Origin of the sequence: Rhodopseudomonas pentothenatexigens (assembly GCF_900218015.1) — a bacterium.
Taxonomy (GTDB): domain Bacteria; phylum Pseudomonadota; class Alphaproteobacteria; order Rhizobiales; family Xanthobacteraceae; genus Rhodopseudomonas; species Rhodopseudomonas pentothenatexigens.
Window position 1 is genome coordinate 49,061 of sequence record NZ_UFQQ01000018.1, and the last position, 18,637, is coordinate 67,697.

Consider the following 18,637-nt stretch of genomic DNA (forward strand, 5'->3'; position numbering starts at 1 on the left):
CGCTTGTCCCAGCCTTCCCCGCCTGTGTTGCGGCGTGCGCGGAACGGCCCGTCCTAAGCGTTGTTCGCGGCGAGCAGGATCGCGAGGCCGAAGCCGGTCAGATGATGCAGCGCCTGGTCGGTGCCGATCAGCCACCAGAACACGGTGTCCTGATTGGTGACGTCGTAGCTGGCGACGATGAAGCCCTTGAGCCGATCAATCGCCAGGTGAATCAGGAAATCGATCACGCCGACGTACCAGAACCTCGGCGCAAGGATCAGCATCAGCAGCGTCGTCATCGCCAGATGCACGCTGCAATGCGCCAACAGCGGCAGCGCCCATCCGGTCTTGGCGTCCTTGCCCATCGCCATCCACCTGTTCTGGAAGATGAAGTCCGCGAACACGTGTTTGACGGTGAGGAGCAGCATCCAATACAGCAGCGCTCCCAAGGCAATCGACGACGACAAATCGGGAAGGATCAAGCTCGCACCTTCGCTTGGGCTCGGCAGGCGGTGAAGGCGGCCACGGCGGCGCTCAGCCGTCCGATCGTCCGCCTCCTGCACGGAGGCTTCGCATCGCAGCCGGTCGGGATCGACCAGCGCAGATTTATGACATTTCCGGCGACCGAATGCACGCGGCTGCCGACGAACCGCGTCGTCGTCCCCGCGAAAATCGCGCGCTGCGCCGAGCCGCCACGACCGGTACGTGAATGCCCATGAGGGCGCTGTCACGACGCAGCGGCCTGGATCGACACGGTGCCGGACCGTGCCCTGATGGCTTCGATCGCGCGTTTCAGGCTGGTCTGCTTGCGCTCCGGCAGAGCGGCCGCGCGCGCATCGGCGATCGCCTGGGCCAGATCGGGCAACGGAAGGCCGCCGTTGAGCGCCGGCTTCACCAGGGCGTCGATGATCAGCGTCCAATTCGCCATGCCGTAGCGATAGGCGTCACCATAGCCGCGGACCATGGTGGCGCTTTCGATCACCGCGACCGCGGCCTCCGGGCGGACCGCCAGGCTGCGGTCGATCATGTGCAGCCAGCGCTCGACCCATCGGCGCTCGTGGGCGTAGCGGATCGACAGCAGCCGCCAGCGCCGCAGCCAGGAGATGATCCGCAGCTTGCGGGTGCCGAGCCATCCGGCGGCGTTGAAGCGCATCTTCACCGGCATGTGCTGCCAGCCGAGATAGTCCAGCACTCTGAGCGTCGGAGTGGCCACCACCACCGGCAGCGCCGCCACCACCTCGTCGATCCGAAACCGGCATCTGTGATCGATCCGCGGCATCGGCCGGCGGGCCGGCGCGCTCGCCGCCTCCTGCAGCGTGAGCTGTGCGATCCGGATCGGATCTTCATAGGCCATCCGAATCGCGAGCAGCTCGGCGATCCGCAGCAGCATCGCATCGTCGACGTCGCGACGACCGGTGAAGCGCAGCAGCCGATCGAGATACAGCCGTGCGTAGCGGCGGCCCTGATAGATCACCAGCCGCTCCGCCGCGTCTTCGAGTGCTCTCGCGACCGCCGGCGACGCGGCGGCAGGCGCATTCAGCACCACCACGCGATCGTTCTCGCCGAGCATTTCGGCGAGCGTGAAGCGCAATGCGTCGATGTACCCGGCCAAGTCGGCGTCCTCAGCCGGTGCGGCCGACGGCGTCGGCCCGCGGCGGCTGCGTCGTCTCGGCCAGCCTCGCCTGCAGCGACTCGATGTTCTCGAACAGCCGGGCACTGGCGAGCCGCAGGAAGTAGAAGCCGAATTCCGGATTCTGCACGTACAGCTCTTCGACCTGGCGATAGCTCACGCTGAGCACCATCCCTGATTCGACGCATTCCAGCGTCTGCGTCCTGGTGTGGGTCGGCGACAGCATGCCGAGCTCGCCGACGATCGCGCCGACCGGCAGTTCGATCCCGGACTCGACCAGGCGAAACCGTCCGCTGACGATGTAGAACATCTCCTCGGCCCGCTCGTCCTTGTAGAACAACTCCTCGCCGGCGACGCATTTGCGCTTGGTCATGAACGGCTTCAGCCAGTCCATCGACAGGTCGCTGCTCACCGACTTCCTCACGTCGCGCACCAGCTGCAGCATCTGGTGCAGCCGCCAGGCGTTCAGCGGCAGCAGCACCGCGTGCAGCGCCAGCGTCGCGTAATTATGGGTCGGGATCGACACCGCGATCAGCAGGGCGTTGGTGAGGATGCCGAACACCCGCAGCGGAATCATCGTCCGCATCGTGGCGGTGGCGAGCACAAAGATGGTCGCGAACACGCTGCTCGCCATGCCGGCATTCTGGGCGATGAGAGACATATCCATGTGGGACCCACCGTTGCTTGCGATCGAACGCGACGATTCCAGCGGACACGATCAAGGCTTCGCGGCGAACCGTCGCCGGGGCGCCGCGAAGCCTTACACGCTGGTGCGGACGGAATTATAAACCAGCCGCAGCGGGTTGCGCGAGCGGTGCGGTCCCGGCCGGGCTGCCGGCGAGTTGACGGCCACCTGGCCGCCGGGCAGTTTGCGCCGCCGCTTTCACCATCCGCCGCGGCCCTCCCGCGGCCATTGCAGGGCCGGCGCCCGCTCCGGCAGCCGCCCGCTTCGATTTCAGGAGATTTTGCCGATGACCGACAGCCAATCCGCCGGCCCGCCGGTGCTGACCGTCGACGGGCCGCGCGCCACCATCCGGCTGAACCGCCCGAAGCACCTCAACCGGCTGCAGCCGGACGACCTCGCCGTCCTGCTCGATCAGTTCGCCCGGATCGACGCCGAGCCTGCGATCCGGGTGCTGGTGCTCACCGGCACCGGGCGGGCATTCTCGGCCGGCTTCGATCTCGGCGAGGTCGCCGAGCGTGCGACTGCCGAAGTCGAGGCCGAATCCCCCGGCTCGGCATTCGAAGTCGTGGCCAACCGGCTGGAGGATCTGCGGGTGCTGACGATCTGCCGGCTCAACGGCGGGGTCTATGGCGGCTCGACCGATCTGGCGCTGGCCTGCGATTTCCGCATCGGCGTCGACACCGCCGAGATGTTCATGCCGGCCGCACGGCTCGGACTGCATTACTATCCGGGCGGCATCAAACGCTACGTCTCGCGTCTCGGCATCGACAACGCCAAGCGGCTGTTCCTGACCGCACAGCGGATCGACGCCGCCGAGATGCTGCGGATCGGATACTTGACCCAGATGGTGCCGATGGACCGGCTCGACCGCGAGGTCGACGCGTTGGCGACGACGCTGGCCGGCAACGCGCCGAACGCGGTCGCCGGCATGAAGCGCGCCATCAACGAATTCGCCCGCGCCGCCTTCGACGAACAGGCCGCCGACTCCCGCGCCCGCGCTTCGATGCGCAGCGACGAAATCAAGGAAGGCATCGCGGCGTTCACGGAGAAACGCGCGCCGCGATTTTGAGCGGACTGATAAGCTGCAGTTCGCACCAGCGCAGCCACCTTTCGGGTGTCATTCCGGGGCGCGAGCGAAAGCTCGCGAACCCGGAATCCATACGCCCTGCGGTATCGATGAGGCCAAGCGCCGGCAACGCTCGCGCAAAATAGCAACGTCGGTGATTATGGATTCCGGGCTCGCGCTGCGCGCGCCCCGGAACGACGGGGGAGAGGCGGTGCTCGGCATTCAATAATCAGGAGGAGATGCAGCGCCCCAACGACAGCGAGCTCCCTCGCCCCGCTCTTGCGGGGAGAGGGTTGGGGTGAGGGGCGACGCGAGTCGCGTACTCTCGACGAAACGGAAACGCCCCCTCATCCGGCTCAGCGCTGCGCGCTGATCCGACCTCTCCCCGCGCGCGGGGAGAGGTTCGAACGCGGCCGTTCAGCAACTACTCCACGAACGTCGCGACCTCGCCGAGTGCGGCGCGGTTGGTGCGATAGGAGTTCGCCTTGTGGTCTGGATCGGCGTAGCCGAACGAGATGCCGCAGACGACGCGGCGGTCGTCGGACAGGCCGAAATGTTTGCGGACCACGGCGGCATGGAACGCCAGCGCGGCCTGCGGCACGGTGGCGACGCCGAGCGCCTGCGCGGCCAGCATGAACGAGGTGACGTAGCCGCCGCAATCGACCGCGCCGTAAACGCCGAGCGCCTCGTCGGTGGTGATGATGGCGACGTGGGGGGCGCCGAAGAAGCTGAAGTTCTGCAGCGCCTGCTGGGCGGCGGCGGCCTTGTCGCCGCGGGCGATGCCGACCGCGTTGTAGAGCTGGAAGCCGCTCTCGCGGCGGCGATCGAGATAGACCCCGCGATACTCGCGCGGAAACTCGAAATCGCCCGACATCGGCGCGCCGCCGGCGGCAGCCGGATAAATCACCTCGCGAAACTTCGCCGTGGCCTCGCCCGAGGTGATCACCACCTGCCACGGCTGGCTGTTGCACCACGACGCGGTCTTCTGCGCCGCGCCGAGAATGCGTTCGATCACCTCGCGCGGCACCGGATCGGGCTTGAACCCGCGGCACGAATAGCGCGCGGCCATCAGCTGTTCGAGGACGTCGATCGGAGCGGCAGTTGCAGCGGCGTCGGTCATGATGGCCTCATTGCTTGATGGTCGTCATTCCGGGGCGCTCACGAAGTGAGCGAACCCGGAATTTGAAACGCACTGTGGCGCCGGCAATCGAACAACTTCGGAATTCCGGGTTCTCGAGCTTTCGCTCGCGCCCCGGAATGACGGCCCGTGGTTGATGATCGCGTCACCGCCCCTTGGTCGGGATCTTGTTGAACGGCACGTCCTTGTCGACCCGGATATCGCCGGGAAGGCCGAGAACGCGTTCGGCGATGATGTTGCGCAGGATCTCGTCGGTGCCGCCGGCGATCCGCATCGACGGCGAGCCGAGCAGCATCGCCTGGAAGCTGCCGCCGGCTTCGGCCTCGGCCGGATCGGTGAACACGCCCGCCGCGCCTTCCAGATCCATCGCGAACGCCGCGATGTCCTGCAGCATCGGGCCGGCCACCAACTTGCCGATCGAGTTCTCGGGGCCGGGCCGCTGGCCCTTCGACAGCGCCGAGATCGAGCGATACGAGGTGTATTTCAGGCCGCTGGCCTTGACCGCCCAGTTCGCAAGCTTGCTGCGCACCGCCGGATCGTCGATCGCCGGGCCGTTCTCGGTGACCAGATCGTTGCAGAACGCAAAAATTTCCGGGAAGCCGGTGGCGAGCCGCGCGCCGATCGACATGCGCTCGTTCATCAGCGTGGTCAGCGACACGTTCCAGCCGTCGCCGACTTCGCCGAGCCGCTGGCTGTCCGGAATCCGCACGTTGGTGAAGAACACCTCGTTGAATTCCTGCATGCCGTTGGCCTGCTTGATCGGCTTCACCTCGACGCCGGGGCTCTTCATGTCCAGGAAGAACATGGTGAGTCCCTTGTGCTTGGGCACATTCGGGTCGGTGCGGGTGATCAGCAGGCCGTAATCCGAGTAGTGCGCGCCCGATGTCCAGATCTTCTGGCCGTTGATGATCCAGTCGTCGCCGTCCTTCTCGGCGCGGGTGCGCAGACCCGCGACATCGGAGCCGCCGGCCGGCTCGGAGAACAGCTGGCACCAGATCTCTTCGCCAGAGGCGAGCTTCGGCAAGTAACGGCGCTTGTGCTCCTCGGCACCGTAAGCCATCACGGTCGGGCCGCACATGCCCTCGCCGATCTGGAACGGCTGGGTCAGCTTGCCGTAAACGCCCTCTTCCTGCTGCCAGATCACCTTCTCGATCGGCGTCGCGCCGCGGCCGCCGTATTCGCTCGGCCAGGTCAGACAGGCCCAGCCCCCTTCGGCCTTCTTCTTCTGCCACGCCTTGCCGACCTCGACGATGTCGGCGTTCTTCAGGCTGATGCGGCCGAGGCCGGACTTCGTCAGTTCCTGTTCGTACTGCTTCGGCGCGTTGGCATCGATCCACGCGCGAGCGTGAGCGCGGAACTCGGCTTCCTGCGGGGTATCGTCGAAATTCATCTCAGCCTCTCGTCACTTTGTTCTTGTCTAGGCCCTCACGGTGAGGAGCGCGCATCGCGCGCGTCGCGAACCATGAGACTGGTCTCGTCGGTAGGATGGGTTGAGCTGTTGCGAAACCCATCCAAAACTCGCGCTGCGGGTCGATGGGTTTCGCTGCGCTCAACCCATCCTACAATGTTGCTACGCCCGCCCTTTGGTCGGGATCTGGTTGAACGGCACGTCCTTGTCGACCCGGATGTCGCCCGGCAGGCCGAGCACGCGCTCGGCGATGATGTTGCGCAGAATCTCGTCGGTCCCGCCTTCGACGCGGGTCGCCGGCGAACGCAGCAGCATCGCCTGAAACTTGCCGGCAACCTCCGCGTCTTCAGGCCCGCTGAGCACCCCCGCCGCGCCCTGCAGGTCGAGCGCGTACATCGCGACTTCCTGGATCATCGAACCGGCGACCAGCTTGCCGATCGAGTTTTCCGGGCCCGGACGCTGGCCCTTCGACAGCGCCGAGATCGAGCGGAACGAGGTGTAGCGCAGGCCGCTGGCCTTCACCGCCCAGTTCGCGAGCTTCGAACGCACCGCGCGGTCGTCGAGCGCGGGCGCGCCGTCGAGCGTCAGCGACGAGCAGTAGTCGAACAGCTCGGGGAAGCCGGTCGCGACATTGGCGCCGATCGACATCCGCTCGTTCATCAGCGTCGTCAGCGACACGTTCCAGCCGTCGCCGACTTCGCCGAGCCGCTGGCTGTCCGGAATCCGCACGTTGGTGAAGTACACCTCGTTGAAGTCGGAATTGCCGTTGGCCTGCTTGATCGGCCGCACCTCGACGCCTTCGCTCTTCATGTCGAGGAAGAACATCGTCAGACCCTTGTGCTTGGGCACGGTCGGGTCGGTGCGGGTGATCAGGATGCCGTAGTCTGAATAGTGCGCGCCGGAGGTCCAGATCTTCTGGCCGTTGATGACCCAGTCGTCGCCGTCCTTCTCGGCGCGCGTGCGCAGACCCGCGACGTCGGAGCCGCCGGCGGGTTCGGAGAACAACTGGCACCACACCTTCTCGCCGGAACCGAGCGGCGGCAGGTAGTGCCGCTTCTGCTCTTCCGACGCGTAGGCCATCATGGTCGGTCCGCACATGCCCTGGCCGATGATGAACATCGCCGTCAGCTTGCCGAACACGCCCTCTTCCTGCTGCCAGATCACGCGCTCGATCGGCGAGGCGCCGCGGCCGCCATATTCCTTCGGCCAATGCGGCACGGCCCAGCCGGCATCCGCCTTCTTCTTCTGCCAGGCCTTGGCGACCTCGAGAATATTGGCGCCCTTCAGCACGACGCGGCCGAGCGACGCCTTGCGCAGCTCGTCCTCGTATTGCTTCGGCGCGTTGGCGTCGATCCAGGCACGCGCCTGAGCGCGGAATTCGGCTTCCTGCGGGGTATCGTCGAAGTTCATCGGGTCATCCTCGAAAGCGTCCTCGTAGGATGGGTTGAGCGAAGCGAAACCCATCGACGAAGTGAAGGCGAAAGATGGGTTTCGCTGACGCTCAACCCATCCTACAGAGCCGTCGTTACGCCGCGTTCTTCTGGCGCATCCGGTCGATCAGTTGATCTTCCCAATACGACTGGCTGCCGAGGCTGAGCGCCAGCGCGTTGGCGCGGCGATAGTACAGATGGCAGTCGAATTCCCAGGTGAAGCCCATGCCGCCGTGCACCTGGATGTTCTGCTTGGCGCAGTGCTGGAACGCCTGGGTGGCGCTGATCCGCGCCGAGGCCGCGGCCTCGGGCAGCTCGGCCGCATCGGTCGAGAGCGCCCAGGCGCCGTAATAGGAGTTCGAACGCGCCAGCGTCGCCGAGACGTACATGTCGGCGAGGATGTGCTTGATCGCCTGGAACGAGCCGATCTGCCGGCCGAAGGCGATGCGGTCGAGCGCGTAGTCGCGGCCCATCTCCAGCGCACGGTCGGCGCCGCCGACCTGTTCGAACGCGATCAGCACCGCGGCGCGGTCCATCACACGCGACAGGATGCTCCAGCCTTCATTGGCCGCGCCGAGCGGCTCGGCCTTGGCGCCCGCGAAGGTCAGTTCGGCCTGCTGCCGCGACGGATCGACATTTTGCAACGCCTTGGCGGTGACGCCGGCCTTCAGGTCGACCAGGAACAGCGACACGTCGGTCTCGCGGCCGCTGGTACCGGTGCGCGCCGCGACGATCGCGAAGTCGGCGATCGCGCCGTCGGCGACCGGCTTCTTGGTGCCGGTGAGCGTGCCGTTCGACACCGCGAGCTTGACGGCGGCCGGCGACGGATTGCCGGTGCCTTCGAACAGCGCCAGCGTGCCGATCGCCTCGCCAGACGAGATCTTCGGCAGCCACTTCTGCTTCTGCTCTTCCGAACCGGCGAGCAGCAGCGCTTCGGCGGCCAGATACACGGTCGACGAGAACGGCACCGGCGCCAGCACGCGGCCGAGCTCCTCGGCAATCACGCAGAGCTCGAGGTGGCCCGCACCGGTCCCGCCGTATTCCTCCGGAATCGCGACGCCGAGGAAGCCCATCTCGGCGAGGCCCTTCCACAGGTCGCGGTCGTAGTCCGCCTTGCCTTCGAGCACGGCACGCACCGCCTTCGGCGAGCACTTCTCGGCAAGAAACCGCCGCGCCTGATCGCGCAGTTGCTTCTGATCGTCGGAGAAATCGAAATTCATGGGCGTGTCTCGTTGGTTGTTAGGTGTTGACTGATTTCTTCAGAGTTCGTCATTCCGGGGCGCGCGGAGCGCGAGCCCGGAATCCATAACCACCGCAGGGAGTATGGATTCCGGGCCTGCGCCGCTGCGCGGCGCATCCCGGAATGACGAACGATGGGTTGTTCAAATGTCTCACTGCAGCACCATCACATCCTGGTCCGGATGTTCGGCATACAGCCGCTCGACCAATGCGGCGCGGCGTTCGAGGCCGGCGCGCTGGTTGATGTAGCCCTTGTCGGTGAGTTCGTTGCCGTCGATCGACGGCGGCTCGACCATCAGCATCGCGCGCGCGATCCGCATCGAGCTGGCGCCCTCGACCTCGCGGTTGTGCTTCTCGAGGCCGGCGCGCAGCGCGGCGAGCACCGCCGGATGCTTGACCACGTCCTCGAAGCTGGCATTCGGATCGCCGATCATCACCCGGCAGGCGTTGAGATTGGGCCACGCCAGCAGCGCGATGTAAGCGCGGTCCTGTCCGGCCACCAGCGCGTCCTGGATCACCGGGCTTGCGGCAGCGATCGAGTCGGTGCGCACCGTGCTGACGTGAACGAAGGTGCCGGTCATCAGCTTGAAGTCTTCGGCGACGCGGCCGGCGAAGATGATGCCCTTCACCGGATCGTTCGGATCGACGAACACCCCGGCGTCGCCGATCTTGTAGAAGCCTTCTTCGTCGAACGCCTTCTCGGTGAGGTCCGGCTGGCCATGATAGCCCGGCATCACATTGACACCGCGCAGCCGCAATTCGTACTTGTCGCCGACCGGCAGCATCTTCAATTCGACGCCGGGGAACGGCAGTCCGATCAGGCCGACACGCTCGGTGTCCCAATAGGTGCCGGTCGAAGTCGGCGAGGTCTCGGTCGAGCCCCAGCCGGTGTAGAACACCAGCCGATGCCCGGTCGCACGCACCGCCAGCGCCTGCATCCGTTCGTAAAGATCGTCGGGCAATCGCGCGCCGCCATAGGCCATCAGCTGCATGTCCTTGAAGAACGACCGGCACAGCGCGTCGTCTTTCTCCATCGCGCTGGCGAGCGCCGCGTAGCCGGCCGGCACGTTGGCGTAGTAGGTCGGGGAGATCTCACGCAAATTACGCAGCGTCTCTTCGATCTGGCCCGGCACCGGCCGACCGTCGTCGATGTACAGCGTGCCGCCCTCGATCAAGAGCGGATTGAACGCCGCGTTGCCGCCCATGGTGTGATTCCACGGCATCCAGTCGAGCTGCACCGGCGGCGGACCGTTGGGATCACGCGGCCGCACCTGCATCATCATCGCGGCGTTGGCGCACATCATGCGCTGGGTGTTGATCACCGCCTTCGGCATCCCGGTCGAGCCGGAGGTGAACAGGAACTTGGCGACGGTGTCCGGCGTGATCTTCGCGATCGAGGCTTCGACGTCGGGCGTCACCTTGGTGGCCGCCATCTCGTCGAACGACAGGCTGGGGATGCCGTCGGCCGTCCCCTCGACGTGAATCACCGTGACGCCGGTCAGATCCAGCGCGTGCAGTGCCTTGGTGAAGGGCGCGCCGTTCTGCACCATCACCGCCGCCGGCTTCACCAGGTCGAACAGATATTTCAGCTTGAGGTGATCGTGGCTCATCAGCGAATACGCAGGCGACACCGGCGCGGTCGGAATCCGCGCCTGCATCGCCGCCATCATCATCAGCGCGAATTCGATCGAATTGCCGGACAGCACCGTCAGCGGCCGGCCTTCCGGCAGCTTCAGGTCGAGCAGCGCCTGGGTCAGCGAGTCGACGATGCGCTTGGCCGCGCCATAACTTACCTTGCGCCACTGCCGGTCTTGTCCCTTGCGCTGCGCCAGCCAGACGTGATCGGGACGCTGCTTCGCCCACTTCGCCAGCGCCATCGGCAGGTCGGGATCGTGGTCCATCAGCGGAAAACGCGACTTCATCACGATGACGCCGCCCTCGCGGCGATCGACCTCGATCTCGCGCGGCAGCCAGTTCACCTTGCGGAAGGGCGGCTTGGTCAGCACCGCGGCTGCGCTGGCAGTCATGTTTTCGTCTCCCGTCGTTTCGGCCTCTTGCCGGGCCAACGTTGATTGGTCAGCGATTGCCGTAGACCGGCTTGCGCTTCTCGAGGAACGCGGCGACGCCTTCCTTGAAATCCTCCGAGCGCGAACACAGTACCTGATTGCGATCTTCCATCGCGATCACCTGCTCGATCGAGCCGGCATCAACCGCCATGTTGAGGCACTCCTTCGACAGCCGCAAACCGACCGGCGACGCCGCCATCATCGCATCGACGAACGGCTGCGCCGCGGCTTCGAGCTGATCGTCTTCCACCAGTTCGGACACGAGCCCGGTCATCAGCGCGCGCTCGGCGCCGATGAAGCGGCCGGTGAGGATCAGCTCGGACGCCACCGAGACGCCGACCAGGCGCGGCAAAAAGTAGCTGGTGCCGATGTCGCAGCCGCCGAGGCCGAGCTTGATGAACGCACAGTTCATTCGTGCGCTGCGGCCTGCGATCCGGACGTCGGAAGCCAGCGCCAGCGCGAAGCCGCCGCCGGCCGCGGCGCCGCGGATCAGCGCGATGATCGGCTGCGGGCAGCGCCGCATCAGCATCACGATGTCGGCGATCCGGCGCTGCGAATCCAGCGACTCGGTGACGCCGGGCGTGGCGTTCTCGCCGGCGCGACGCGCCATCGCGTGTTTGAGATCGAGGCCGGCGCAGAAATTGGCGCCCGCGCCCTTCAGCACCACGACGCGGGTCTTGCGGTCGCGCTGCAGCCGGCCGAAATAATCGTTGAGCGCATCGATCAGGCTGGGATCGAGAGCATTGAGGCTGTCCGGCCGATTGAGCGTCACCCAATCGACCCCGTCACGATGATCGACCAGCAAGGCCTCGGTCACGCCGTCACTCCCGTCAATTCTTGTTCTTATACGCCGCTGCTGCGACGTTTAGTCGGATCGCCGTTCCGGCGATAGTCGCTCCCCTCCCAAATACAGGGAAAGAAACAGTCCTGCGCGCTTCGAATTCCGCCGCGCGAGAGATCGTCAATCTATCACGAACTACACGCGGCGGAGATCGAAGACTCACCCTCTCCCGAAATCGAAAGGGTGAGAAGTGCGCGTTTAGCGCGGCGCCATGCGGATGGCGCCGTCGAGACGGATGGTCTCGCCGTTCAGCATCGGGTTCTCGACGATCTGCACCGCGAGCGAGGCGTATTCCGACGGATCGCCGAGGCGGGCCGGATGCGGCACCTGGGCGCCGAGGCTCTTGCGGGCGTCTTCCGACAGGCCCATCAGCAGCGGGGTGAGGAACAGGCCCGGCGCGATGGTCATGACGCGGATGTTCATCGACGCGAGGTCGCGCGCCACCGGCAGGGTCATGCCGACGATGCCGCCCTTCGAGGCGGAGTAAGCGGCCTGGCCGATCTGACCGTCGAACGCCGCGACCGAGGCGGTGTTGATGCAGACGCCGCGCTCTTCGCCGATGGTCGGCGCGCTCTGCATGCGCTCGGCGACGAGCCGGATGCAGTTGAAGCTGCCGATCAGGTTGACGTTGATGATGCGCGAGAAGTGGTCGAGCGGATAGGCGCCGTTCTTGCTGACGGTCTTCACCGCGCCGCCGATGCCGGCGCAGTTCACCAGCACGCGGACGATGCCGTGCGCGGCTTCGGCCTTGGCGATCGCTTCCTTGACCGGAGCTTCCTGCGACACGTCGCCGACACAGGCGACGCCGCCGATCTCGGCCGCGACCTTCTCGGCGTTGTCCTTGTTCATGTCGAGCACGGCGACCTTGGCGCCCTTGGCGGCCATCGCCCGCGCGGTCGCGGCGCCGAGCCCCGAACCACCGCCGGTGATGAGAACGGAGACGTCTTTCAACTGCATTGGATATCCCTTTCCTTGGGCGCTTTCTTGAAGCCTGGTCTCGGACGACACCGCTCGCCGCCTTTTACGAGCGGTCGGGCCGATGCGTCCCGTGTGGTTATTGCGCTGTTGGTCCGGGCCTTCAACAGCCCCTTGGGCGTTTCCCCGATGGTTGTGGCCGGCAAAAGGCGCGACGTAGGCCGCTCCCGATCCGGTTCGAGGTCTCTCCCTGGGTGGCGTTTCGTTGAGCTCGCGTTCCGACAGATTGCTTGGGCGTTTCCTGGCGTTTTCTTCTTATAGAGACACGAACAATGTCCCGGGGGTGCCTGAAGCTCCATTCCGCCTGCCTTCTGACGGGCAGGTTCCGTGAACTGGTCCTTGGGCGTTATTGTTGTTGTTCGGATTTCCTTGGCTTGTCCCGGGTCTGGATTGGAAGGTCTCTGAAGTTGGGTGGGGTCGTTTCTTCTTGTTGTTAGCTCAGGAGCCGTCGGCGGAGGGCTGACGCGCTTTGTTCGTCAGCAACCCGCCGAGGACGATCTTTTCGATGTGCACCACATAGGCACGGCAGACTTCTTCGGTCACCGGTCCGACGCCGGCAGCGCGCATCATGGTCTGCCGGCCGAAGAACAGGTGATCGCAGGCGCCGATCAGCGTGGTGTAGAACAGCACCGGATCGACCTCGCGGAAATCGCCGCTGGCGACGCCCTCGGCGAGCAGCCGGCGATGGAAGTCGAGCAGCGGACCGACGAAGAACTTGGTGACCTCGTCGGCGGCTTCGCGGTTCGAACCGTGCAGCAGATAGTGGATCAGCCGGTTCAGATACGGAAACTGGTGATAGGCCTTGATGATGCCGGCGATGTGCAGCTTCATCTTGGTGGTCGGCGACAGCGGCTGCGTCAGCAGGAAATCGAGATGTGTCATCTCGTTGGCGGCGTCGCGCTCGAGCAACGCGAGCAGCAGACCGTCCTTGTTGCCGAAGTGATACTTCACCAGCGCGGCGTTGACGCCGGACTTCTGCGCGATATCGGCCAGCGAGATCTCGACCGAGTTGCGCTCGATCATCAGTTCGCCCGCCGCAACCAACAGCTTCTCGGCGGTGGAATTCTTCACCGCCGGTACCTTGGTAGCTACAGAATGGTGGAGATGCGCTGCCATTGCCGTCGGACTTACAGCATCGTTTGACATGGCTCAAGCGTTAATTGATCGATTGACTAAATCCGGCCCCGCCACTTAAATCGCCGCGGTCCGAAACCCGCACCCAACAATCAGCTTCAGGGAGAAAACTCATGGCCGAGGCCTATATCGTCGCCGCCGCCCGCACCGCCGGCGGCCGCAAGGGAGGCCGCCTCGCCGGCTGGCATCCGGTCGATCTCGCCGCCTCCGTCATCAATGCGCTGGTCGACCGCTCGGGCGCCGCGCCGGATCAGATCGAAGACGTGATCATGGGCTGCGTCGGCCAAGGCGGCGAGCAGGCCGTCAATGTCGGCCGCAACGCGGTGCTGGCCTCGAAGCTGCCGGAAAGCGTGCCGGGCACTTCGGTCGACCGGCAGTGCGGCTCGTCGCAGCAGGCGCTGCATTTCGCCGCACAGGCGGTGATGGCCGGCACCATGGACATCGTGATCGCCGCCGGCGTCGAGTCGATGACCCGCGTGCCGATGGGCTCGCCGAGCATCCTCGCCGCCAAGGCCGGGCTCGGCAACTACAAGAGCCCGAAGATGGAAGAGCGCTACCCGAACATCCAGTTCAGCCAGTTCACCGGCGCCGAGATGGTGGCGAACAAGTACAATCTGTCGAAGGACGAGCTCGACGAATTCGCGTTCAACAGCCACCAGCGCGCGATCGCCGCGACGCAAGCCGGCAAGTTCAAGGACGAGATCATCCCGCTCGAGATCACCCGTGCCGACGGCTCGACCGACATCCACCACATCGACGAAGGCATCCGCTTCGACGCGACGCTGGACGGCATCAAGGGCGTCAAGCTGATCAACGAGAACGGCGGCAAGCTGACCGCGGCGACCGCCAGCCAGATCTGCGACGGCGCCTCCGGCGTCGTGGTGGTCAACGAGAAGGGCCTGAAGCAGCTCGGCGTGCAGCCGCTGGCGCGAATCCACCACATGACGATGCGCGGCGGCGATCCGGTGATCATGCTGGAAGCTCCGCTGCCCGCCACCGAATACGCGCTGAAGAAGGCCGGGATGAAGATCGACGACATCGACCTGTTCGAGGTCAACGAAGCGTTCGCGTCGATCCCGACCGCGTGGCTGAAGGCGACCGGTGCCGATCCGGCGCGGCTCAACGTCAACGGCGGCGCGATCGCGCTCGGCCACCCGCTCGGCGGCTCCGGCACCAAGCTGATGACCACGCTGATCCACGCGCTGAAGCAGAACAACAAGCGCTACGGCCTGCAGACGATGTGCGAAGGCGGCGGCATGGCCAACGTCACCATCGTCGAACGGCTGTAAAGACAACAAGCAGCAGACCTCATCCTGAGGAGCCCGGCACGGCCCGAAGGGCTGAGCCGGGCGTCTCGAAGGATGAGCCCAATACCCTCATGGTTCGAGACGCGCGCCTGACGGCGCGCTCCTCACCCTGAGGTTCAGTGCCAGACAGAGCGGAAACAATCCGCCGCATCACCGAGAGGGAATTCCCATGACCCATCCGTCGATTCACGCCAAGACCAATCCCGACAAGGTCGCCTACCGGATGGCCTCGACCGGTCAGGCCATGACCTATCGGCAGCTCGACGAGCGCTCCAACCAGGGTGCGCAGCTGTTCCGCTCGCTGGGGCTGAAGGCCGGCGATCACATCGCGCTGCTGATGGAAAACCGGCTGGAGTTCATGGAGATCTGCTGGGCGGCGCAGCGCTCGGGCCTGTACTACACCGCGATCAGCCGCTATCTGACCAAGGACGAGATCGGCTACATCGTGCAGGACTGCGGCGCCAAGGTGGTGATCACCTCCGCGCAGGGCAGCGAGACGATGAAGTCGCTGCTGTCGGACGCGCCGGGCGCGCCGCTGTATTACATGGTCGATCCGCCGACCACCGGCTTCCGCTCCTGGGAGCAGGAAATCGCCGCACAGCCGACCACGCCGATCGCCGACGAGGTCGCCGGCTACGACATGCTGTATTCGTCCGGCACCACCGGGCGGCCGAAGGGCATCAAGCGCGAATTCGAAGGCAATGCCATCGACGTGCCGAGCCCGTTCCTGCGCCTGCTGTGCGAGAAGATGTGCGGCATGAACGACGGCAGCATCTATCTGTCGCCGGCGCCGCTGTATCACGCCGCTCCGCTGCGCTTCAACATGATGGCGACCACGCTCGGCGGCACCTCGATCATCATGGAGCATTTCGACGCCGAGCAGTTCCTGGCGCTGGTCGAGAAGTACAAGGTGACGCAGTCGCAGCTGGTGCCGACGATGTTCGTGCGCATGCTGAAGCTGCCCGAGGAGGTCCGCAGCCGCTACGACGTGTCGTCGCTGAAGGGCGCGATCCACGCCGCCGCGCCCTGCCCGGTCGACGTCAAGGCCAAGATGATCGAGTGGTGGGGACCGATCCTGATCGAGTACTACGCCGGCTCCGAAGGCAACGGCGTCACGGTGTCGACGTCGCAGCAATGGTTGACGCATCGCGGCACGGTCGGCAAGGCGGTGGTCGGCGTGATCAAGATCCTCGACGACGACGGCAACGAGCTGCCGACCGGCGACATCGGCACGGTGTATTTCGCCGACGCGCCGGCGTTCAGCTATCACAACGATCCGGACAAGACCAAGAAGGCGTACAACGACAAGGGCTGGTCGACGCTCGGCGACGTCGGCTATCTCGATGCCGAGGGCTTCCTGTATCTCACCGACCGCAAGAGCTACATGATCATCTCCGGCGGGGTGAACATCTATCCGCAGGAGACCGAGGACGTTCTGTTGACCCATCCCGACGTCGCCGACGTCGCGGTGTTCGGCGTGCCGAACGCCGAGATGGGCGAAGAGGTGAAAGCGGTGGTGCAGCTGCGCGAAGGTGTCGCAGCCAGCAGCGAACGCGCGGCCGAGCTGATCGCGTTCTGCCGCGAACGGCTGTCGCCGATCAAGTGCCCGCGCTCGGTCGATTTCGAGGCCGAACTGCCGCGCACCCCGACCGGCAAGCTGGTCAAACGACATCTGAAGGATCGCTACTGGACCAAGGCTTCGGCGGCGTAGCCGCCGCACGATCGGCGCGGAGAACTTCCGACAGGAACCGTCCACTGCGCAGCCTGTTTGCCTCCACGAATGCCGGAGACTGCAGCCGGCATTTGCACCGCTCATTCGTGGAGGAGAAGCAGATGATCAAGAAGCTGTGCATCGGCGCCGTTGCCCTGGCGACTATGACCGGTGCGTCCTACGCCCAGACCCCACCGGCGGCGTCCAACAATCCGCCCGGCGCCACCGCACCGCGGCCCGCGGGCGCGCAGGCGCAGACCGACACCGGCGCGGCCGGCGACGCCTCGCGGACCACGACCGGCGCGGTGACGTCGTCGAGCCAGGGCATCCGCGTTGCCGACTCGGCGACGCTCGCGATCCGATACGCGACCGTCAAACCCGCCGATCTGACCAGCTCCAAGCTGATCGGCATCAACGTCTACAACAATCAGAACGAGCAGCTCGGCGAGATCCAGGACCTGGTGATCGACGGCGGCCGGACGATTTCGGCCGTGGTGGTGAGCGTCGGCGGCTTCCTCGGCCTCGGCGAGAGCTACGTCGCGGTCGATCCGTCGACGATCGTGCTCAACGACCGCAACGGCACCTGGCGGGCGTTCGTCGACACCTCCAAGGACAATCTCAAGAACGCGCCGAAATTCACCTACCGGGCGAACAAGTAGCGCGGCGGTGGAGCGACCTCGGTGGTCGCTCGCGCCGCCGAGCGGCCGGCGCTCCGAGAGCGCGCCGCCGCGAGTGGTTCGAGAAGCCAATCGGGTGGAGACCTTCGTATGCTGAAATGGGCTTTGATTTTCTTCGTGGTGTCGCTGGTCGCCGGCTTCTTCGGTTTCACCGGGATCGCCGCGGGCTCGGCCAGGATCGCCAAATGGCTGTTCTTCATCGCCGTCGCGATCTTCGTGCTGTTTCTGGTGATGGCCCTGCTGGCCGGCGAAGTGGTGTTCTGACGCGCCGGTCCGCAGGCCTGCGACCGGACGCAACGCCGCCGCGACATCAGGAGTCCCGCGAACCCGCCGGGCACGGTATGGTGGCGGCTCCATTGTCCGTGTCCGGTGCTCATGACGCTCCGTATTCCGCTTCGTGCCGACGTCGCCGTTTCCGTGTTGGCCCATGTCGTGCTGGTCGGCGCGGTGCTGCTCCTCGCCGAGGTGCACCCGTTCGCCGAAGTGCCGGAGCAGCGGATCGAGGTCGAGGTGGTGACCGCGGACGAGGCCCCGCCGGTGCCGGAGGCTCAGCCGGAGCCGAAACCGGTCGAACAGCCGACGCCGAATTTCGAGGTGTCGCAGACGCCGGCTGAAGAGCCCAAGCCGCAGCAGCAGGCACCCGCCGCCCAGCAGCAGCCGGCCGAGACTAAGCCACCGCCACCCGCGCCGCAGCAGCCGCCGCAGAGCGCACAGGCGCAAACGCCTCCGCCGCAGCAGGCCCAGCCCGCGCCTCAGCCTCAGCCGGCGCCGCAAGCCGCGGCCGCGTTCCCGCCGGCGATTCCGCAGGAGCCGGACATCACCGTGAAATATTCGGTAGCGCTCGGCCTGCCCGCAGAGGGCGGCGGCTTCGACGCGCCGGCCGAGACCGTTGCCAATATCAGCGCCGAAGCGGTGGCGGCCTTGCGCAAGCGGCTGAGAGCCTGCGCCGCGCTGCCGGCGGGGCTGTCGCCTTCCGACAACGTCAAGATCGTGATCCGGGTCGGACTGACGCCGGACGGCCGGCTCGCCCAGGAGCCGTTCCTGATCGAGGCCAGCGCCTCGGCCAAAGGCCCGGCGCTGATGAAGGGGGCAATCGCCGCGCTGGAAGCGTGCCAGCCCTATACCATGCTGCCGGCCGACAAGTACCGCGAATGGCGGGTGCTCGATATCGGCTTTACTCCGCAGGATTTCCGCGGCTGACGCCGTGCCGCGGCGGTTTGCATTCGACTGGCAGAAGCTCATCCCCAGAGACAAAGAAAGCTCCGGTACCGCCGGAGCTTTTAGTCAAGGGAGACTCGGCCCGCCGCAGCGCCGACGCTCGTCGGCTGGCGGGAATTCATCCTGTCGCGAC

General features: G+C 65.8%; 17 protein-coding genes. 6 read left to right on the forward strand and 11 right to left on the reverse strand.

From position 1 onward, the window contains the following. Nucleotides 1-53 precede the first annotated feature (53 nt). The 3 genes from DWA33_RS17160 to DWA33_RS17175 all read right to left on the reverse strand — a co-directional run bounded on the left by DWA33_RS17160 (nt 54) and on the right by DWA33_RS17175 (nt 2,276). The gene (locus tag DWA33_RS17160; protein WP_114359536.1) at nt 54-461 is read right to left on the reverse strand and encodes a DUF3307 domain-containing protein; all 408 of its coding nucleotides are present in this window, start codon (nt 459-461) and stop codon (nt 54-56) included. A gap of 245 nt (nt 462-706) precedes the next feature. Further along, entirely contained in the window at nt 707-1,591 is an 885-nt protein-coding gene (locus DWA33_RS17170; protein ID WP_114359538.1) for a DUF6537 domain-containing protein, read from the reverse strand. A gap of 10 nt (nt 1,592-1,601) precedes the next feature. Next, nucleotides 1,602-2,276 carry a Crp/Fnr family transcriptional regulator gene (locus DWA33_RS17175; RefSeq protein WP_114359539.1) on the reverse strand — a complete coding sequence of 225 codons (675 nt, stop codon included), beginning with the start codon at nt 2,274-2,276 and terminating at the stop codon, nt 1,602-1,604. 304 nt (nt 2,277-2,580) lie between these two features. Here DWA33_RS17175 and DWA33_RS17180 point away from each other — a divergent pair, with 304 nt between their 5' ends. After that, on the forward strand, nt 2,581-3,363 hold the full coding sequence (locus DWA33_RS17180; protein ID WP_114359540.1) for an enoyl-CoA hydratase/isomerase family protein: 783 nt from the start codon (nt 2,581-2,583) through the stop codon (nt 3,361-3,363). A 421-nt stretch (nt 3,364-3,784) separates the two neighbouring features. Here DWA33_RS17180 and DWA33_RS17185 read toward each other — a convergent pair whose 3' ends face one another. The 8 genes from DWA33_RS17185 to DWA33_RS17220 all read right to left on the reverse strand — a co-directional run bounded on the left by DWA33_RS17185 (nt 3,785) and on the right by DWA33_RS17220 (nt 13,573). Continuing rightward, nucleotides 3,785-4,480, reverse strand: coding sequence for a nitroreductase (locus DWA33_RS17185; RefSeq protein WP_114359541.1), 696 nt, complete (start codon nt 4,478-4,480; stop codon nt 3,785-3,787). A gap of 163 nt (nt 4,481-4,643) precedes the next feature. Then, the gene (locus tag DWA33_RS17190) at nt 4,644-5,888 is read right to left on the reverse strand and encodes an acyl-CoA dehydrogenase (protein ID WP_114359542.1); all 1,245 of its coding nucleotides are present in this window, start codon (nt 5,886-5,888) and stop codon (nt 4,644-4,646) included. Nucleotides 5,889-6,068: 180 nt separating this feature from the next. Beyond that, nucleotides 6,069-7,316 carry an acyl-CoA dehydrogenase gene (locus tag DWA33_RS17195; protein ID WP_114359595.1) on the reverse strand — a complete coding sequence of 416 codons (1,248 nt, stop codon included), beginning with the start codon at nt 7,314-7,316 and terminating at the stop codon, nt 6,069-6,071. A 115-nt stretch (nt 7,317-7,431) separates the two neighbouring features. Then, entirely contained in the window at nt 7,432-8,556 is a 1,125-nt protein-coding gene (locus tag DWA33_RS17200) for an acyl-CoA dehydrogenase family protein (RefSeq protein ID WP_114359543.1), read from the reverse strand. A 171-nt stretch (nt 8,557-8,727) separates the two neighbouring features. Further along, nucleotides 8,728-10,602 carry an AMP-binding protein gene (locus tag DWA33_RS17205; RefSeq protein ID WP_114359597.1) on the reverse strand — a complete coding sequence of 625 codons (1,875 nt, stop codon included), beginning with the start codon at nt 10,600-10,602 and terminating at the stop codon, nt 8,728-8,730. A 49-nt stretch (nt 10,603-10,651) separates the two neighbouring features. Beyond that, nucleotides 10,652-11,458 (reverse strand): enoyl-CoA hydratase/isomerase family protein, encoded by an 807-nt coding sequence (locus DWA33_RS17210; protein ID WP_114359544.1) that lies wholly within the window; start codon nt 11,456-11,458, stop codon nt 10,652-10,654. Between the two features lie 222 nt (nt 11,459-11,680). Beyond that, a complete protein-coding gene (locus DWA33_RS17215) occupies nt 11,681-12,439 on the reverse strand; it encodes an SDR family NAD(P)-dependent oxidoreductase (protein WP_013503496.1) in 759 nt (252 codons plus the stop codon). A gap of 456 nt (nt 12,440-12,895) precedes the next feature. Next, nucleotides 12,896-13,573 (reverse strand): TetR family transcriptional regulator, encoded by a 678-nt coding sequence (locus tag DWA33_RS17220; RefSeq protein ID WP_114359545.1) that lies wholly within the window; start codon nt 13,571-13,573, stop codon nt 12,896-12,898. Nucleotides 13,574-13,704: 131 nt separating this feature from the next. On the opposite strand from DWA33_RS17220, the gene DWA33_RS17225 reads away from it, so the two are divergent. The 5 genes from DWA33_RS17225 to DWA33_RS17245 all read left to right on the forward strand — a co-directional run bounded on the left by DWA33_RS17225 (nt 13,705) and on the right by DWA33_RS17245 (nt 18,486). Beyond that, a complete protein-coding gene (locus tag DWA33_RS17225; protein ID WP_114359546.1) occupies nt 13,705-14,880 on the forward strand; it encodes an acetyl-CoA C-acetyltransferase in 1,176 nt (391 codons plus the stop codon). A gap of 187 nt (nt 14,881-15,067) precedes the next feature. After that, nucleotides 15,068-16,609 (forward strand): acyl-CoA synthetase, encoded by a 1,542-nt coding sequence (locus DWA33_RS17230; protein WP_114359547.1) that lies wholly within the window; start codon nt 15,068-15,070, stop codon nt 16,607-16,609. A gap of 122 nt (nt 16,610-16,731) precedes the next feature. After that, nucleotides 16,732-17,268: a PRC-barrel domain-containing protein gene (locus DWA33_RS17235; RefSeq protein WP_244601328.1), complete on the forward strand. Its 537-nt coding sequence runs from the start codon at nt 16,732-16,734 to the stop codon at nt 17,266-17,268. 108 nt (nt 17,269-17,376) lie between these two features. Then, nucleotides 17,377-17,550, forward strand: a complete 174-nt coding sequence (locus DWA33_RS17240) for a DUF1328 domain-containing protein (protein WP_114359549.1) — start codon at nt 17,377-17,379, stop codon at nt 17,548-17,550. Nucleotides 17,551-17,661: 111 nt separating this feature from the next. Further along, a complete protein-coding gene (locus DWA33_RS17245; protein WP_114359550.1) occupies nt 17,662-18,486 on the forward strand; it encodes a hypothetical protein in 825 nt (274 codons plus the stop codon). The last annotated feature ends 151 nt before the right edge of the window (nt 18,487-18,637 follow it).

Excerpts from the sequence above, each read along its gene's own strand:
- DWA33_RS17175 (WP_114359539.1), bottom strand. The coding sequence starts at position 2,276 with ATGGATATGTCTCTCATCGCCCAGAATGCCGGCATGGCGAGCAGCGTG.
- DWA33_RS17180 (WP_114359540.1), top strand. The coding sequence starts at position 2,581 with ATGACCGACAGCCAATCCGCCGGCCCGCCGGTGCTGACCGTCGACGGG.
- DWA33_RS17185 (WP_114359541.1), bottom strand. The coding sequence starts at position 4,480 with ATGACCGACGCCGCTGCAACTGCCGCTCCGATCGACGTCCTCGAACAG.
- DWA33_RS17190 (WP_114359542.1), bottom strand. The coding sequence starts at position 5,888 with ATGAATTTCGACGATACCCCGCAGGAAGCCGAGTTCCGCGCTCACGCT.
- DWA33_RS17195 (WP_114359595.1), bottom strand. The coding sequence starts at position 7,316 with ATGAACTTCGACGATACCCCGCAGGAAGCCGAATTCCGCGCTCAGGCG.
- DWA33_RS17200 (WP_114359543.1), bottom strand. The coding sequence starts at position 8,556 with ATGAATTTCGATTTCTCCGACGATCAGAAGCAACTGCGCGATCAGGCG.
- DWA33_RS17205 (WP_114359597.1), bottom strand. The coding sequence starts at position 10,602 with ATGACTGCCAGCGCAGCCGCGGTGCTGACCAAGCCGCCCTTCCGCAAG.
- DWA33_RS17215 (WP_013503496.1), bottom strand. The coding sequence starts at position 12,439 with ATGCAGTTGAAAGACGTCTCCGTTCTCATCACCGGCGGTGGTTCGGGG.
- DWA33_RS17220 (WP_114359545.1), bottom strand. The coding sequence starts at position 13,573 with ATGGCAGCGCATCTCCACCATTCTGTAGCTACCAAGGTACCGGCGGTG.
- DWA33_RS17225 (WP_114359546.1), top strand. The coding sequence starts at position 13,705 with ATGGCCGAGGCCTATATCGTCGCCGCCGCCCGCACCGCCGGCGGCCGC.
- DWA33_RS17230 (WP_114359547.1), top strand. The coding sequence starts at position 15,068 with ATGACCCATCCGTCGATTCACGCCAAGACCAATCCCGACAAGGTCGCC.
- DWA33_RS17235 (WP_244601328.1), top strand. The coding sequence starts at position 16,732 with ATGATCAAGAAGCTGTGCATCGGCGCCGTTGCCCTGGCGACTATGACC.
- DWA33_RS17240 (WP_114359549.1), top strand. The coding sequence starts at position 17,377 with ATGCTGAAATGGGCTTTGATTTTCTTCGTGGTGTCGCTGGTCGCCGGC.
- DWA33_RS17245 (WP_114359550.1), top strand. The coding sequence starts at position 17,662 with ATGACGCTCCGTATTCCGCTTCGTGCCGACGTCGCCGTTTCCGTGTTG.